This window comes from Kitasatospora sp. NPDC051705, assembly GCF_044453265.1.
In the GTDB taxonomy this organism is placed as follows: Bacteria; Actinomycetota; Actinomycetes; order Streptomycetales; family Streptomycetaceae; genus Kitasatospora.
Genome location: NZ_JBITCO010000016.1, coordinates 120826 through 136396 on the forward strand (window position 1 = coordinate 120826; position 15571 = coordinate 136396).

Consider the following 15571-nt stretch of genomic DNA (forward strand, 5'->3'; position numbering starts at 1 on the left):
CGGCATGAGCAGCACGAGCGGCACGAGCGGCACGAACAGCACGAGCGGCGCGCGCGGCACGACGGAGGACGCCGACCGGACGCCGCGGGTGCTGGTGGTCTGGTGCCCGGACTGGCCGGTGGTGGCGGTGACCGGCGACGACCCGGTGGCCGTGACCGAGGGCGGGCGGATCCTCGCCTGTTCGGCCGGGGCCCGGGCGGCCGGGGTCCGGCAGGGGCAGCGGCTCAAGCTGGCCCAGCGGCTCTGCCCGGCGCTGGAACTGCGCGACCGTGACCCGGAGGCGGAGACCCGCCGCTTCGAGCCGGTGGTCGCGGCGGTGGAGGCGTTCACGCCCCGGGTGGAGGTGATCCGACCCGGTCTGTGCGCGATCCCGGTGAAGGGGCCGGGCCGCTACTTCGGCGGTGAGGAGGCGCTGGCGGCCAAGGTCGGGACGGCGGTCGCGGAGGCGCTGGCGCGGCGGCCGGTCCCGGACGCCGTCCCCGGCGCGGAGCCCGTACCCGAGCCCGCCCCGACCCTTACCCCGACCCCTACCCCGACCGCCCCGGAACCCGCCGCGGAGCCCGCGACCGCCCCGGCACCCGCCCCGGAGCCCCCGACCGCCCACGTCGGCGTGGCCGACGGCCTGTTCGCCGCCGTGCTCGCCGCCCGGGCCGGGGTGCTGGTGCCGCAGGGGCGGACCGCCGAGTTCCTCGCGCCCTACCCGGTGGGTGCGCTCGGCGACGAGGCGTTGGCGGAGCTGCTGGGGCGGCTCGGCCTGCCGACCGTCGGGGCGTTCGCGGCGCTGCCGCCCGAGGCGGTCGCGGACCGGTTCGGCCCGGTCGGGACGGTCGCGCACCGGCTGGCCCGCGGTCTGCAGCCGCGCCCGCTGGTGCCGCGCGACCAGGAGCCGGACCTCGCCGTCGAGCAGCGCTTCGACCCGCCCGAGCCGCTGGCCGAGCCCCTGGTGTTCGTGGCCCGCACGCTGGCGGAGCGCCTGCACCAGCGGCTGGCGGGGGCCGGGCTGACCTGTCGGCGGGTGGCCGTCGAGGTGGTCTGCGCGGACGGGCGGGCGGCCTCGCGGCTGTGGCGGCACGAGGGGCGGCTGTCGGCGACGGCGCTGGCCGAGCGGGTCCGCTGGCAGCTCCAGGCCTGGCAGGGCGCGGGCACCTTCGCGGCGTCGGTGTCCGGGGAGGGCGGCGGCTTCACCCTGCTCCGGCTGGCCCCGGACGGCCTCTCCCCGGACCAGGGGCGCCAGTTGGCGCTGTGGGGGCAGGCGGTCGCGGACGACCGGGTCGAGCGGGCGGTGGCCCGGGTGCAGGCGGTGCTCGGGCACGCCGGGCTGCGCCGGATCGAGCCGTCGGGCGGCCGGGGCCCGGGTGAGCAGGCGGTGAAGGTGCCGTGGGGCGAGCCGTACGAGGCGGCGGCGCCGGCCGACGCGCCGTGGCCGGGGCGGCTGCCGGACGTGTGGCCGGCGGTGGTGCTGCGGGATCCGGCGCCGGTGCGGGTGCTGGACGGGGCCGGGCTGCCGGTGACGGTGGACGGCCGGGCGGGGGTGTCGGCCCGGCCGGTGCTGGTGGTGTTCCAGGGGCGGGAGGAGCGGGTGGAAGGCTGGACCGGGCCCTGGCCGGCGGTCGAGTACTGGTGGGACCAGGCGCTCGCCCGTCGCCGGGCGCGGTTCCAGGTGGTGGTGGGTGGCGGCCGGGCGCTGCTGCTCACCGTGGAGGGGGGTGCGTGGTACCTGGAGGCCGGTTACGACTGACCGGCGGCCGGGCCCTGTGGGGGGGGATCCGAGCACGAGAACGACGAAGGCGACTCCCGATGGGCTTCACCAGCCACCCCACCGTCCCCTGGAGCGAGCTGCACCGCCGCCTGGCCGGCGCGGCGCCGGACCGCACGGTCGTCCCCCTGCACCGCCCCGCCCGGCAGGACGCCGCCCCCGAGGGCCCGGGACACCCCGGCGGCCCGGGGCGCCCCGGAGGTTCCGGCGACGGCCCCGGTGCCCCCGCCGACGAGCCCTGGGCCGAGCTGCACGTCCACTCCGCCTTCAGCTTCCTGGACGGCGCCAGCGACCCGGAGGACCTGGTCGCCGAGGCGGCCCGGCTGGGGGTGGAGACCCTGGCGATCACCGACCACGACGGCCTGTACGGTGCGGTCCGGCTGGCCGGGGCGGCCCGCGGCACGGGCGTGGCCACCGCGTTCGGCGCCGAGCTGACGATCCGTCACGACGGTGCCGGGGACGAGCACCTGCTGGTGCTGGCCCGCGACCCGGACGGCTACCGCCGGCTCTCCGCCGCGATCGCCGCCGCCCAGCTGGCGGGCGGGGCGAAGGGCCGCCCGGCGTACGACCTGGCGGCGCTGGCCGGGGCGCACGGCGGCCACTGGGCGGTGCTCACCGGCTGCCGGCTCGGCCGGGTCCCGGCCGGGCTCGGGGACGGCACCGCCGGGCGGCGGCTGGACACCCTGGTGGAGGCGTTCGGCCGCGACAGCGTCCACGTCGAGCTGATCGACCAGTGGCTGCCCGGTGACGACCGGCGCAACGACGCCCTCGCCGCGCTCGCCGCCGAGCACGGCCTGACCGCCGTCGCCTCCACCAACGCCCACCACGCGGGCCCCGCCCAGGGCCGGCTCGCGCAGAGCCTGGCCGCGCTGCGCGGACGCCGCACCCTGCAGGACGCGGCCGGCTGGACGCGGGCCGCCGGCACCGCGCACCTGCGCTCCGGCCGCGAGATGGCGGCCCGGCTGGCCCGCTTCCCGGGGGTGCGGCGGGCCACCGCCGAACTGGGCCGCGCCTGCGCCTTCGACTTCGCCCGGCTGGACCCCGAGCTCCCGGGCTTCCCCGTCCCGGCGGGCGAGACCGAGATCGGCCACCTGCGAGCCCTGGTCGCCGCCGGCGGCCCGGCGCGCTTCGGGCCCGGCAACGCGGCCGCCCGGCGCCAGCTCGCCAAGGAGCTGGACGTCATCGAGGACCTCGACCTGGCCGGCTACTTCCTGATCGTGCACGACATCGTCGACTTCTGCCGCCGGGAGGACATCTGGTGCCAGGGCCGCGGCTCGGCGGCCAACTCGGCGGTCTGCTACGCGCTGGGGATCACCGCCGTCGACCCGGTCCACTACCGGCTGCTGTTCGAGCGCTTCCTGTCCACCGCGCGGGACGGGCCGCCCGACATCGACCTGGACATCGAGAACCGCCGCCGCGAGGAGGTCATCCAGTACGTCTACCGCCGTTACGGCCGCGAGCACGCCGCGCAGGTCGCCAACGTGATCACCTACCGGCCGCGGCTGGCGATCCGCGACGCGGCCCGGGTGCTCGGCTACCCGCAGGGCCAGGTGGACGCGTTCAGCCGGCAGACCGACTTCCGCTCCGCGCCCGGGGCGGACGCCGTGATCCCCGCCGACGTGCTCGCGCTCGCCGCCCAACTCCACGGCCTGCCGCGGCACCTGGGCATCCACTCGGGCGGCATGGTGCTCACCAGGGAGCCGATCGGCGAGATCTGCCCGACCGAGTGGGCCCGGATGCCCGGGCGTTCGGTGCTGCAGTGGGACAAGGAGTCCACCGCCGGCGCCGGGCTGGTGAAGATCGACCTGCTCGGCCTCGGCATGCTCGCGGCGCTGCACGACGCCTGCGACCTGGTCGCCGAGCACCACGGCCTGCGCTACGACCTGGCCGGCATCCCGGACGACGACCCGGGCGTGTACGCGATGCTGCGCCGGGCGGACACCGTCGGGGTGTTCCAGGTCGAGTCGCGGGCGCAGATGGCGACGCTGCCCCGGCTCAAGCCGGACCACTTCTACGACCTGGTGGTCGAGGTGGCGCTGATCCGGCCCGGGCCGATCCAGGGCGGCTCCGTCCACCCGTACCTGCGCCGCCGCGCCGGGGCCGAGCCGCCCGGCTGCCCGCACCCGCTGATGGAGAACGCGCTCGGCAAGACCCTCGGGGTGCCGCTGTTCCAGGAGCAGATGATGCAACTGGCCATCGACTGCGCGGGGTTCACCCCTCCCGAGGCCGACCGGCTGCGGCAGGCGATGGGTGCCAAGCGCTCGCACGAGCGGGTCGCCGAACTGCGCGAGAGGCTGCTCACCGGGATGGCCGAGCGCGGCATCCCGCCGGAGGTGGCCGAGGACGTCTACGGCAAGATCGAGGCGTTCTCCAACTACGGCTTCCCGGAGAGCCACGCGATCAGCTTCGCCTACCTGGTGTACGCCAGCGCCTGGCTCAAGTACCACTTCCCGGCGGCCTTCGCGTGCGCGCTGCTGGCCAACCAGCCGATGGGCTTCTACTCGCCGCTCAGCCTGGTCTCGGACGCGCGGCGGCACGGCGTGCGGGTGCGCGGGGTGGACGTCAACGCCAGCGGGCCGCGGCCCACCCTGGAGCCGTACCGGGGGCCGACCCCGAAGCCGCCGCTGACCGCGGGCCGCCCGCAGCCGGCGATCCGGCTCGGCCTGGAGACGGTGCGCGGCATCGGCACCCCGCAGGCCGAGGCGATCGCGGCCGGGCGGCCGTACGCCGACCTGGAGGACTTCGCCCGTCGCACCGCCCTGCCCGCGCCGGTCCTGGAGGCGCTGGCGACGGCGGGGGCCTTCGACTGCTTCGGCCTGACGCGCCGTCAGGCGCTCTGGTCGGCAGGGGCGTTCGCCGGGATATCGGACGGGGTGATCCCCGGCACCACGCCCGGCACCGAGGCACCGGAGCTGCCCGAGCTGAGCCCGGTCGAGGCGACCATCGCCGACCTGTGGGCCACCGGCACCTCCGCCACCAGCCACCCGCTCCAGCACCTGCGCACCCACCTGGAGCGCGGCGGCGCCCTGTCCGCCGCCCAGCTCCCGGACGTGCCGCCGGGGACGGCGGTGGTGGTCGGCGGCCTGGTCACCCACCGGCAGCGGCCGCCGACGGCCGGCGGGGTGCTCTTCCTCAGCCTGGAGGACGAGACCGGCCTGATCAACGTGATCTGCAACCGCCCGGTCTGGGAGTCCCAGCGCCGCACCGCCCTGGACCGGGCCGGCCTGCTGGTGCACGGCCACGTCGAGCGCGACCGCGGCGCCACCAACCTGATCGCGACCCGCCTCACCCCGCTGCGGATCGGCCTCTGAGGCCTGCGCCCTCCGAGGCCTGCGCCGAAGCCCGCCCCCGACGCGTTCGCCGGGGGTGGGCGGGCCGCCCCACCGAACGCGTCAGGCGCCCGCGTCCCGTCCCTTCCCCGGCGCCCCGGCGAAGGCCTGGGCGATCGGCAGCCAGGCGGTGGCGACCGGGCCGGTGGCGGTGAGGGCGAGGTCGTCGCGGTGGCGGCGCTGGGTCACCAGCAGGCAGAAGTCCAGTGCGGGCCCGGCCACCAGGTCCGTCGCCCCGGCCGGGCCGAAGGTCCACGACCCGCCGTCGGGGGCGGTCAGTTCGAGGCGCACCGGCTGCTCCGGCACGGGCAGTCCGCGCAGCTGGAAGGCGAAGCCGAGGGTGCGCAGCCCCAGGTGGGCGATGTGCCGCAGCCGGTCGGTCGGCTCCCGCACCACCCCCAGCGCGTCGGCGACGTCCTGGCCGTGCGCCCAGGTCTCCATCAGTCGCGCGGTGGCCATCGAGGCGGGCTTCATCGGCGGGCCGAACCAGGGCAGCCGCTGGTCGGCCGGGGCGGCGGCCAGCGCGGCCAGCGCCGCCTCCCGGCCGGCCCGCCAGCGGGCCAGCAGGGCCGCCGGTGCGGCCGCCGCCCCCTCCGCGGCACCGGCCTCCACCGGGTCGGTGCCGGCGTCCAGCAGCGCGCCGAAGTGCTCGCCGAGCGCCGTGCCGAAGCCCTCCGCGTCGCGGGCGGCGAGGGCGGTCCAGTCGTCGGTCCAGGCCAGGTGGGCGATCTGGTGCGCGACGGTCCAGCCCTCGGCGGGGGTCGGGCGGGCCCAGCCGTCCGCGGGCAGGTCGGCGACCAGGGCGTCCAGCACCGCGCTCTCGGCCCGCAGGTCGTCGAGCAGCCCGGTCAGGACGTCCGCCGCGGGCGGTGTCGGGGCGTTCGGATCCGTCATCGGTTCCCTTCCTCCGGTCCCGGCGCATTACCCGCCGGTAATCCACGGCCGCACCCTACGCCGGGCCCGGCCGGCCCGCCCGGAACTCCGCGGAACCCGCACGTCGGACCTCTCGCCAGCGGCCGTGGCGCGTGTGACAATCTCGCGGTGAAGACGGACCCCAGGGCCGCGGACACCCCCAGGCCGACGCCCGCGGACGACCCCGGGATCGGCGCGCGCGCCGCCGAGTTGGTGCGGGACGCGGTGCTGGGCGACCTCGCCCGCCGGGTGGTGGCGCAGTGCGGGGCGGACGTCGGCCTGGTGGGCGTGCCCGAGCCGCTGCCGGTGGCGGTGCCCGGGCACCGCGCGGGCGAGGACGGCCTGGTGCTGCGGCACTGGGCGGGCACCCGGGCGGACCTGCTGCACGACCGCCCCGTCCCGACCGGCACCGGGCTGGGCGGGCGGGCGCTGGCCGAGCGGGCACCCAGCTGGGTGCCCGACTACCGTGCCGCCACCACGATCTCGCACCACCACGACGCCGCCGTCAGTGCCGAGGGCCTGTACGCGATGCTCACCGTGCCGCTGCTGCACGGCGGCACCGTGTACGGCGTGGTGTACGCCTCGCTGCGCGCCGTCGTCCCGTTCGGGGACGTCCGGATCGCGGCCGTTGGCCGGCTCGCGGCGACCGCCACCCGGGCGCTCGCCGGCGCCGCGGCCTGGGGCCGCCCGGAGTCCGCACGGCCGGGCGCCGGGCCGGGCGCCGGGCCGGCAGGCTCCGGACGGACCGCCCCCGTACGGCCGTTGACCCCGCGCGAGCACGAGGTGCTGCGCTGGGCGGCGACCGGCCGGACCAACCCGGAGATCGCCGCCCGGCTTGGGCTGACCTGCAACACCGTGACGGGCTACCTGAAGTCCGCCATGCACAAGCTGGGGGTCCGCAACCGGACCGAACTCGCCGTGGCGGCCCGGGAGTCCGGCCTGGTCGACTGACCGGAGCCGGTCGGCCGACCCGCCCCCTGTGCCGGGTCGGCCGACCCGCGGTCCGCGCCGGCCCGGTCGACCCGCCGTCCGCGCCGGGTCAGTTGACCTGCCGTCCGCGCCCCGACCAGTACGGCTCGCGCAGCCGGAACTTCTGCAGCTTGCCGGTGGCCGTGCGCGGGAGGGCCTCCCGGAACTCCACCGAGGTGGGGGACTTGTAGCCGGCCAGCCGCTGCTTGCAGTGCGCGATCAGCTCGGCCTCGGTGACGGCCTCCCGGCCCTCCCGGAGCACCACCAGTGCCTTGACGGTCTCGCCCCACTTCTCGTCCGGCACGCCGATCACCGCGGCCTCGGCGACCGCCGGGTGGCTGTACAGGCAGTCCTCGACCTCGATCGAGGAGACGTTCTCCCCGCCGCTGATGATGACGTCCTTCTTCCGGTCCGAGATGGTCAGCTGGCCGTCGGTGAGGGTTCCGCCGTCACCGGTGTGGAACCAGCCGTCCCGGAGCGCCTCGGCGGTGGCCTCGGGCTGCTGCCAGTAGCCGTCCAGCACGGTGTTGGAGCGCACCAGCACCTCGCCGGACGGGTCCACCCGCAGCCGGGTGCCGATCGCCGGCGCGCCGGCCTGCACCAGCCGCTCGGCCCGCTCGGCGGCGGGCAGGGCGTCCCACTCGGCGCGCGAGCGGTTGACGGTGACCACGGGGGAGGTCTCGGTCAGGCCGTAGAGCTGCATGAACTCCCAGCCCAGCTGCTCCTCGACCTGCTGCACCACGGAGGTCGGCGGCGGCGCGCCGGCCACGATCATCCGCACCCGGTCGCGGCCGGGCACCGGGCCGTCCCAGTCGGCGGCCGCGTCCAGCACCATCTGGACGACGGCGGGCGCCCCGGACAGGAAGGTCACCCCGTGCCGCTCGACCCGGCGCAGGATCTCCGCGCCGTCCACCTTGCGCAGCACGATGTGCCGGGCACCGAGCCCGGTGAGCGAGAACGGCAGCCCCCAGCCGTTGGCGTGGAACATCGGCAGGGTGTGCAGGTAGACGTCCCGGTCGCTCGCGCCGTAGTGCAGGCCCATCAGCACCGCGTTCAGCCAGATGTTGCGGTGGGTGAGCTGGACGCCCTTGGGGCGGGCGGTGGTTCCGCTGGTGTAGTTGATCGTGGCGGTGTCGTTCTCGGAGAGCTCGTACCGCCGGGGGGCGTGGTCGAAGTCGTACAGCAGGGCGTCGCTGTCCGCGCCGAGCGTGAAGGTGTGCTTGGCCGTCACCCCGTGCAGGGAGTCGGCGAGTTCCGGGTCGACCAGCAGGACGGACGCGCCGCTCTGCTCGACGATGTACGCCACCTCCTCGGCGCGCAGCCGGAAGTTCACCGGCACCAGCACCCGCCCGTGGCCGCTCACCCCGAACAGGGCGGTCATCAGCCGGGCCGAGTTGTGCGACACGACGGCGACCCGCTCGCCGGGCCCGACGCCCAGCCGGTCCAACCCGGCCGCCTGCGCCCGGGCCAGTTCGGCGACCCGGCGGTAGCTCAGCTCGCCCCAGGATTCGGCCGGCTGCACCGGCTCGTCGACGATGCCGACCCGGTCGCCGTAGACCAGCTCGGCCCGGTCGAGGAAGTCCATCACGGAGAGTGGAATCTGCATGCGCCCACTGTCCTCCCCGGGCCGCCCGCCGCATACCCCCGATCGGGGGTGTCGCCCGCGCGGGCGTCCCCGTCCGCCGGTGCCGGCGCCGCCCGGGCCACCCGCCCGGGTGCCGGGGTCACGCTTTCGGGTGCGCCCCGGCCGCCGCGAGGGCCGCGACCAGCCGGTCCCGGGCCTCGGTCTGCGCGGCGATCCGGCGCTCCATGACGGCAAGCCGCTCCCGGGCGATCCGCAGCGCCTCCGCGGACGGAGCCTGCGCCAGCACGTCGCCGTCCAGGCAGCCGAGGAAGGGGCGGACGTCCTCCAGGGTGAACCCGGCCGCGACCAGCGCGCGGATGTTGCGCACCCGGACGGCGGCCTGCTCCCCGTACTCCCGGTACCCGTTGGCGGACCGCTCGGAGCCGATCAGCCCGGCCTGCTCGTAGTGCCGCAGGATGCGCGGCGTCGTGTCCGTCCGCTCGGCCAGCTCACCGATCCGCACCCGCACGGCCCCCGTTCCCGCTGCACGGCGCGTCACATCACGAGCGCGCCCCCGTCCACCGAGAACACTACCCCGGTGACGAACGAGGCCTGCGGTGAGGCGAGTTGGGTGACCGCCCAGGCGATCTCGGCGGGCTGCGCGATCCGGCCCAGCGGGGTGTGCGCGACCTGCCAGGCACGCAGCGCCGCCAGCTGTTCGGGGCCCAGCCCGGTGTGCTCGCCGATCGGCGTGTCCACCGCGCCCGGCGCCACCGCCACCACCCGGACACCGCGCGGCGCCAGCTGGACGGCCCAGCTGCGGGTGACCGACTCCAGTGCGGCCTTGCCCGCCGCGTACACCGAGTCCCGCGGCCAGCCGCGCTGACCGACGGCGGTGCTGATGTTGACGATCACGCCCCGGCTCCGGGTGAGCGCGGGCAGCGCGGCCTGGCCGAGCAGCACGGGGGCGACCAGGTTGGTGGCGAGCAGGGCCCCGACGCGCTCCCGGGTGAGGCCGCCGAGCTCCCCGCCGCCGACGACCGCCGCGTTGTTGACCAGTACGTCCAGCCGGCCGTACCGCTCCGTGGCCTCCCGCACGATCGCCTCCGGGGCACCCGGCCCGGTGACGTCCGCGACCAGCGGCAGGATCCGCTCCGGATGCGCGGCCGCCGTCCCTTCCAGCGGTTCGGGCCGCCGCCCGACCGCCACCACCCGCACCCCCGGGCCCTGCGCGGCGAACGCCCGGGCGGTCTCCCGCCCGATGCCCGTCCCCGCCCCGGTGACCACCACGACCCGCTGCCGTTCCCTCTGCTCGTCGTCCATGCCCCGAGTCTGCGAGCCTGCCGCCAGTGGCAGGGTCAAGCGGGCGGGGTCGAGCGGGCGGGCGCCTTCCCGCCGGCCTCCCAGTCGGCCTCCCGCCGGCCTCCCCACCGGCGGGGAGGCCGGCGTTCCACTTGCTGAGCCCGGCGCGAACAGACGCCGACCGGTGCGCCGGAGCGGCCGTCCACCTGTTAGGAAGGGCGCAGCACGCGGAGTCCCGCACGCGAACCACGGGGAGAACTGCCATGGGCGACGAACGCTCGACGAACCTCTACGAGGCCGTCGGCGGCCTGGAGGCGCTGCGCCGCCTCAGCCGCACCTTCTACGAGGGGGTCCTCGCCGACCCCCTGCTCGCGCCGGTCTTCGCCGGCTTCACCACCGCGCACGTCGAGCACGTCGCGGTCTGGCTGGCCGAGGTCTTCGGCGGCCCGGCCCGCTTCACCGCCGACCTCGGCGGCCACCAGTCGCTGCTCCGCTCGCACCTGGGCCTGGCCATCACCGAGGAGCAGCGGCTGCGCTGGATGGAGCTGATGGCCGACGCCGTGCGGGCGGAGCTGCCCGAGGACGAGCTGCTGCGGCGCCGGGTGCTGGAGTACTTCGACTGGGGCACCAGGATCGCCGAGGACGTCTCGGCCTCCCCGGCCGGAACCGACCTGGGGGACCCGGGCCCGACCCCGCGCTGGGGCTGGGAGGGTCTGCAGTGACGGTCGCCGCCGCCGGTCCGCGGGCCCGGGGCCTGCTGCTGCGCCCCTTCGTGGAGGGGGACGCGCCGGCCCTGGTCGAGGCCTACCGGGACGCGACGCTGCGCCGCTTCACCCGGGTCCCGGTGGACGACGCCGAGCAGGCCGCGCACTGGCTGGGCCTGCAGGAGCGGGGCCGGGCGGAGGGCACCCGGTACAGCTTCGCGGTCCTGGAGGAGGGGGTGCTCGTCGCCAACGTCGCGCTCAAGCGCGGCGTCCCGGGCGGGCCGGTGGCCGAGGTGGGCTACTGGACGGCGGCCGCGGCCCGCGGCCGGGGGGTGGCCCCGCGGGCCGTGGAGGCGGTGACGGCCTGGGCGTTCCGGGCCTTCGCCGCCGAGGGCCTGGACCGGATCGACCTGCTGCACCAGGTGGACAACCGGGCCTCCTGCCGGGTGGCGGTCAAGAGCGGCTACGCCCTCCGGGAGGTGCTGACGGCCCTGCCGCCGGAGTTCCCGCTGGACGGCCACCGGCACTCCCGGAATCGGCTGGACGGATCGGGAGACGGCCGGTCAGAGTAGCCGGATGGCTTCTCTGGTACGACATGTGACGATCGACTGCGCCGACCCGTACGAGCTCGCCCGGTTCTGGGCGCTGGTGCTGGACGGCACCCTGGGCGAGGACGACCACCCGGGGGACCCGGAGGCGGTGGTGGAGTCCGCGGGCGCCTCGCTGCTGTTCATCCGGGTGCCCGAGGGCAGGTCGGTGAAGAACCGCCTCCACCTCGACCTGCAGCCGCAGGACCGCGGCCGGGACGAGGAGGTGGCGCGCGTGGTCGCCCTGGGCGCCACCGTGCTGGCCGACCGCCGCACCCCGGACGGGAAGGGCTGGGTCACCCTGGGGGACCCTGAGGGCAACGAGTTCTGCGTCGAGCGCAGCCGGGCCGAGCGGGCCGCCACCGACGGCGCCTGACGGCCCGCCGCCGGTCCGTCCGCGGCTCCGTGACGGCCCCTCCCGCGGGGCGGGCCGTCACACGACAGGCCGCCGCCCCGGGCCCGCACGGGGACTCCGTCTGATAATCGGACCTATCCGGCGTCAGCCCTGCGGTGACGCCCCGCCCCGGAGGAACGGCAGGTACCCCCATGGCCAGGATCGCCGTGATCGGCGCCGGCGGCTCCATCGGCGGCGCGGTCGTCACGGAGGCGGCGGCGCGCGGGCACGAGGTCACCGCCGTGGTCCGCGACCCGGCCCGCTACCGGGGCATCGCCGCCGCCGTGGAGCGGGCGGACGTCCTGGACCCGGCGCAGGTGGCCCGGGTGGCGGCCGGCCGGGACGTCCTGGTCAGCGCCGTCGGCGGCGGCGACGGCCCGGGCCACCTGGCGCTCGTCGAGCCGGCCGCCCGGTCGCTGGTGGAGGGCCTGCGCTCGCTCGGCGGCGCGGCGCCCCGGCTGGTCGCGGTGGGCGGGGCGGGCAGTCTGGAGACCGCACCGGGCGTGCGGGTCTGGGACGCACCGGGCCTGCCGGAGCCGGTCCTGCAGATCATGCACGCGCACGGCGCCGCCCTGGACTACTACCGGACGGTCGCCGACGTGCGCTGGACGGTGCTCAGCCCGGCCGCCGAGCTGGTCCCCGGCGAGCGGACCGGCCGGTACCGGACCGGCCTGGAGCAGCTGCTCACCGACGCCGGGGGGCGGAGCCGGATCTCGGTGCCGGACTACGCGGTCGCCCTGGTCGACGAGGTCGAGCAGCCGGAGCACATCGGGGAGCGCTTCACCTGCTGCGCCCCGTGAGGCCTCAGCCCAGCTGGATCGACCGCTTCGCCAGCCCCATCCAGAACCCGTCGATGACGCTGCGCTGGCTGCCGAGGTCGGCCTCGCCGGCGCCGAGCGTGACGAACAGCGGGGCGAAGTGCTCGGTGCGCGGGTGGGCGAGCCGCCCGGCGGGGGCCTTGCGTTCGAAGTCGAGCAGGGCGTCGAGGTCCTGCGCGTCCAGGGCGCGCCGGCCCCAGTCGTCGAACTCGGCCATCACCGAGCTGATCCGGCCCTCGCTGCTGAGCGCGCGGAGGTTGTGGGTGAAGAAGCCGCTGCCGATGACCAGCACGCCCTCGTCGCGCAGCGGGGCGAGCCGGCGGCCGATCTCCAGCAGGCGCTGCGGGTCGAGGGTGGGCATGGAGATCTGCAGGACCGGGACGTCGGCCGCCGGGAACATCTCCACCAGCGGGACGTAGGCGCCGTGGTCGAGCCCGCGGTCGGGGATGTCCTGGACGGGGGTGCCGGGCGCGCGCAGCAGTTTGCGGACGCGCTCGGCGAGCTCCGGAGCGCCGGGTGCCCCGTACCGGACCCGGTAGTAGTGCTCGGGGAAGCCCCAGAAGTCGTACACCAGCGGCACGGTGGTGACGGCGCCGACGGCGAGCGGGGCCTCCTCCCAGTGGGCGGAGACCATCAGGACCGCGGTGGGCCGGGGCAGGCCGGCGGACCAGGCGGCCAGTTCACCGGGCCAGACCGGGTCGTCGGCGAGCGGCGGCGCGCCGTGCGAGAGGTACAGGGCGGGCATGCGCTCGGGAGCCGCGGTGCTCATGGCGTCCTCCTCCGGGGTCGGACCGGGGTGCGTGGGGGCGGGGTGCCGGGTGGGGCCGGCGAGGTTAGTTCAAATTTGAACGTCTCGGAGTCGACGGTACACCTTCGTTCGAATTTGAACAACAGGAGTAGGCTTCACCCCATGTCCACACTGAACGAGCCCCGCTGGCTGGACCAGGACGAGATGGCCGCCTGGCGGGGCTTCGTCGTCGCGAGCAACCTGCTCAACCGCCGGCTGGAGCGCCAGCTCAAGGAGGACTCCGGCCTCTCGCACCAGCAGTACGAGATCCTGGTGCACCTGTCCGCCGCCCCGGCCGGGTCGCTGCGGATGACCGAACTCGCCGACAAGCTGGTCACCTCCAAGAGCGGCCTCACCTACCAGGTCACCCAGCTGGAGCGGATGGGCCTGGTCGGCCGCCGCTCCTGCCCCAGCGACGTGCGCGGCGTCTTCGCCGAACTCACCGACCAGGGGCGGGAGGCGCTGCGGCAGGCCGCGCCCGGGCACGTCGCCCTGGTCCGCGAACTGCTGATCGACGTGCTCACCCGCGAGCAGCTCGCGGTGCTCGCCGAGGGCCTCGGCGAGGTCAGTGCCCGGCTGCGCCTCGACGACGCTCCCTGACGGCGCGCCCGACGAACTGGCCGGCCCGGCGGCCCCGTGTCCGCCGGACCGGCCCCGGGCGGGCTCAGGCCGGCCCGTCCCCGGTCGCGGCCGCCCGCTCCCGCAGCAGCTCCCGCTCCCGCTCGTTGCGGGTCAGCTCCGCCGCCCGCTCGAACTCCGCCCGCGCCTCCGCCGCCCGCCCGAGCCGGTCCAGCAGGTCACCGCGCACGCTGGGCAGCAGGTGGTAGCCGCGCAGGGCCGGCTCCGCCGCGAGCGCGTCCACCAGCTCCAGCCCGGCCGCCGGCCCGCGGGCCATCGACACCGCCACCGCCCGGTTCAGCGCCACCACCGGGGACGGCGTCAGCACCAGCAGCCGCTCGTACAGCGCGGCGATGGTCGCCCAGTCGGTGTCCTGGTAGCGCCGGGCCTTGGCGTGGCAGGCCGCGATCGCGGCCTGCACCGAGTACGGGCCGGTGCCGGCCCGCCCCAGTGCGTCGAAGCCCCGCCGGATCAGCAGGCCGTCCCAGCGGGCCCGGTTCTGTTCGGCCAGCAGCACGGGCCGTCCGTCCGGGCCGGTCCGCGCCGCCGTCCGGGAGGCCTGGAACTCCAGCAGGGCGGCCAGCCCGTGCACCTCCGGCTCGCCCGGCATCAGTCCGGCCAGCACCCGGGCCAGCCGCAGCGCGTCCTCGCACAGCTGCGGGCGCAGCAGGTCGTCCCCCGCGGTGGCCGAGTAGCCCTCGTTGAAGACCAGGTAGACCACCTCCAGGACGGAGGAGAGCCGCTCCGCGCGGTCCGCCCCGTACGGCACCTCGAACGGCACCCGGGCCCCGGCCAGCGCCCGCTTGGCCCGGACGATCCGCTGCGCCACCGTCGCTTCGGACACCAGGAAGGCCCGGGCGATCTCCGGGGTGGTCAGCCCGCCGAGCAGCCGCAGGGTGAGCGCGATCCGGGCCTCGGTGGCCAGCACCGGGTGGCAGGCGGTGAAGATCAGCCGCAGCAGGTCGTCGTCGATGTCGTCCGGCTCGACCGGCTCCGGCGCCGGGACGTCCTCCAGGGACCGCCCCACCTCGGCGAGTTTGCGGGCGTAGACCTCCCGGCGGCGCACCAGGTCGATCGCCCGGTGCTTGGCGGTGGCCGTCAGCCAGGCGCCCGGGTTGTCCGGCACGCCCGACCGCGGCCACTGCTCCAGCGCGGCCACCACGGCGTCCTGCGCCAACTCCTCGGCGATGCCGACGTCCCGCACGATCCGGGTCACCGCGGCGATGATCCGCCCGGACTCGATCCTGAAGACCGTCTCGACGGCGACCGCCGCGTCCCTCTCCGTCACGGCCACCCATCAGAACAGTCGGCGGAGAGGGAGGCAAACGGACCCGCGGCTACGCCTGGGGCGGCTGCGCCGCCTCGTCGATCTGCCGGACCTCCGCCTCGACCGTCCAGCCGTCCGGGTGGACGGTCAGGAACCGGCGGGTCCACTCCAGGGCCTCCGCCTTGTCCTTGCACTGCAGGATGGCGTAGCCGCCGACGACCTCCTTGGTCTCGGTGAACGGGCCGTCGGTGCAACCGATCCTCCCGCCGTTCCAGCTGAGCCGGGTGCCCTGGGAGGTCGGGGTCAGCCCGGCGGTCTCCAGCATCACCCCGGCCTTGGTGATCTCCTCGAACAGCGCCCCCATCCGCTTCTCGAAGTCCGGGTCGGACTCGAACCCGGCGGCGGCCTGCTCGTCGATGCGGATCAGCGTCATGAAGCGCGGCATGGTGACTCCTCGGTCGGACGGGCGGGGCCTCTCCCCGCCTCTCACCCCTGCGTCGAACGGGCCGACCGTGGATCGACACCGGCCCGGAGGAATTTTCCGCGGACGGCGGATCCGCCGCC

At 76.4% G+C, this 15571-nt stretch carries 15 protein-coding genes; 8 read left to right on the top strand and 7 right to left on the bottom strand.

The window, feature by feature from the left end; translation table 11 throughout:
• The first annotated feature begins 4 nt into the window (after positions 1-4).
• Both ACIA8Q_RS21360 and ACIA8Q_RS21365 read left to right on the top strand, forming a co-directional pair.
• Complete coding sequence (locus ACIA8Q_RS21360) at positions 5-1738, top strand: DNA polymerase Y family protein (RefSeq protein WP_396317551.1); 1734 nt, start codon at positions 5-7, stop codon at positions 1736-1738.
• A 59-nt stretch (positions 1739-1797) separates the two neighbouring features.
• Positions 1798-5067: an error-prone DNA polymerase gene (locus tag ACIA8Q_RS21365; protein WP_396317552.1), complete on the top strand. Its 3270-nt coding sequence runs from the start codon at positions 1798-1800 to the stop codon at positions 5065-5067.
• Between the two features lie 81 nt (positions 5068-5148).
• Here the strand turns inward: ACIA8Q_RS21365 and ACIA8Q_RS21370 are convergent, their stop codons facing one another.
• Positions 5149-5979 carry a TIGR03084 family metal-binding protein gene (locus ACIA8Q_RS21370; RefSeq protein ID WP_360214168.1) on the bottom strand — a complete coding sequence of 277 codons (831 nt, stop codon included), beginning with the start codon at positions 5977-5979 and terminating at the stop codon, positions 5149-5151.
• 147 nt (positions 5980-6126) lie between these two features.
• Here ACIA8Q_RS21370 and ACIA8Q_RS21375 point away from each other — a divergent pair, with 147 nt between their 5' ends.
• The gene (locus ACIA8Q_RS21375) at positions 6127-6948 is read left to right on the top strand and encodes a LuxR C-terminal-related transcriptional regulator (RefSeq protein ID WP_360214170.1); all 822 of its coding nucleotides are present in this window, start codon (positions 6127-6129) and stop codon (positions 6946-6948) included.
• An 88-nt stretch (positions 6949-7036) separates the two neighbouring features.
• Here ACIA8Q_RS21375 and ACIA8Q_RS21380 read toward each other — a convergent pair whose 3' ends face one another.
• The 3 genes from ACIA8Q_RS21380 to ACIA8Q_RS21390 all read right to left on the bottom strand — a co-directional run bounded on the left by ACIA8Q_RS21380 (position 7037) and on the right by ACIA8Q_RS21390 (position 9853).
• Positions 7037-8572: an AMP-binding protein gene (locus tag ACIA8Q_RS21380; protein ID WP_360214172.1), complete on the bottom strand. Its 1536-nt coding sequence runs from the start codon at positions 8570-8572 to the stop codon at positions 7037-7039.
• A 118-nt stretch (positions 8573-8690) separates the two neighbouring features.
• Positions 8691-9053 carry a MerR family transcriptional regulator gene (locus tag ACIA8Q_RS21385; protein WP_360214259.1) on the bottom strand — a complete coding sequence of 121 codons (363 nt, stop codon included), beginning with the start codon at positions 9051-9053 and terminating at the stop codon, positions 8691-8693.
• Between the two features lie 32 nt (positions 9054-9085).
• Entirely contained in the window at positions 9086-9853 is a 768-nt protein-coding gene (locus tag ACIA8Q_RS21390) for an SDR family NAD(P)-dependent oxidoreductase (protein WP_396317553.1), read from the bottom strand.
• 242 nt (positions 9854-10095) lie between these two features.
• Here ACIA8Q_RS21390 and ACIA8Q_RS21395 point away from each other — a divergent pair, with 242 nt between their 5' ends.
• The 4 genes from ACIA8Q_RS21395 (at position 10096) to ACIA8Q_RS21410 (ending at position 12317) form a co-directional block, all read left to right on the top strand.
• Positions 10096-10554: a group II truncated hemoglobin gene (locus ACIA8Q_RS21395; protein WP_360214176.1), complete on the top strand. Its 459-nt coding sequence runs from the start codon at positions 10096-10098 to the stop codon at positions 10552-10554.
• Positions 10551-11108, top strand: a complete 558-nt coding sequence (locus tag ACIA8Q_RS21400; RefSeq protein WP_360214178.1) for a GNAT family N-acetyltransferase — start codon at positions 10551-10553, stop codon at positions 11106-11108. The genes ACIA8Q_RS21395 and ACIA8Q_RS21400 overlap by 4 nt, the downstream gene beginning before the upstream one ends.
• A gap of 4 nt (positions 11109-11112) precedes the next feature.
• Positions 11113-11499 carry a VOC family protein gene (locus ACIA8Q_RS21405; RefSeq protein ID WP_360214180.1) on the top strand — a complete coding sequence of 129 codons (387 nt, stop codon included), beginning with the start codon at positions 11113-11115 and terminating at the stop codon, positions 11497-11499.
• A 170-nt stretch (positions 11500-11669) separates the two neighbouring features.
• Complete coding sequence (locus ACIA8Q_RS21410; protein WP_387904936.1) at positions 11670-12317, top strand: NAD(P)-dependent oxidoreductase; 648 nt, start codon at positions 11670-11672, stop codon at positions 12315-12317.
• A 4-nt stretch (positions 12318-12321) separates the two neighbouring features.
• On the opposite strand, the gene ACIA8Q_RS21415 is transcribed toward ACIA8Q_RS21410, so the two are convergent.
• The gene (locus ACIA8Q_RS21415) at positions 12322-13104 is read right to left on the bottom strand and encodes a dioxygenase (protein WP_387904939.1); all 783 of its coding nucleotides are present in this window, start codon (positions 13102-13104) and stop codon (positions 12322-12324) included.
• A gap of 150 nt (positions 13105-13254) precedes the next feature.
• On the opposite strand from ACIA8Q_RS21415, the gene ACIA8Q_RS21420 reads away from it, so the two are divergent.
• Positions 13255-13722 carry a MarR family transcriptional regulator gene (locus tag ACIA8Q_RS21420; protein WP_360214261.1) on the top strand — a complete coding sequence of 156 codons (468 nt, stop codon included), beginning with the start codon at positions 13255-13257 and terminating at the stop codon, positions 13720-13722.
• A gap of 64 nt (positions 13723-13786) precedes the next feature.
• Here the strand turns inward: ACIA8Q_RS21420 and ACIA8Q_RS21425 are convergent, their stop codons facing one another.
• Together ACIA8Q_RS21425 and ACIA8Q_RS21430 are read right to left on the bottom strand one after the other, a co-directional pair.
• Positions 13787-15028 (bottom strand): RNA polymerase sigma factor, encoded by a 1242-nt coding sequence (locus ACIA8Q_RS21425; RefSeq protein ID WP_396317554.1) that lies wholly within the window; start codon positions 15026-15028, stop codon positions 13787-13789.
• Positions 15029-15077: 49 nt separating this feature from the next.
• Positions 15078-15452, bottom strand: coding sequence for a YciI family protein (locus tag ACIA8Q_RS21430; RefSeq protein WP_360214188.1), 375 nt, complete (start codon positions 15450-15452; stop codon positions 15078-15080).
• Positions 15453-15571 lie beyond the last annotated feature (119 nt).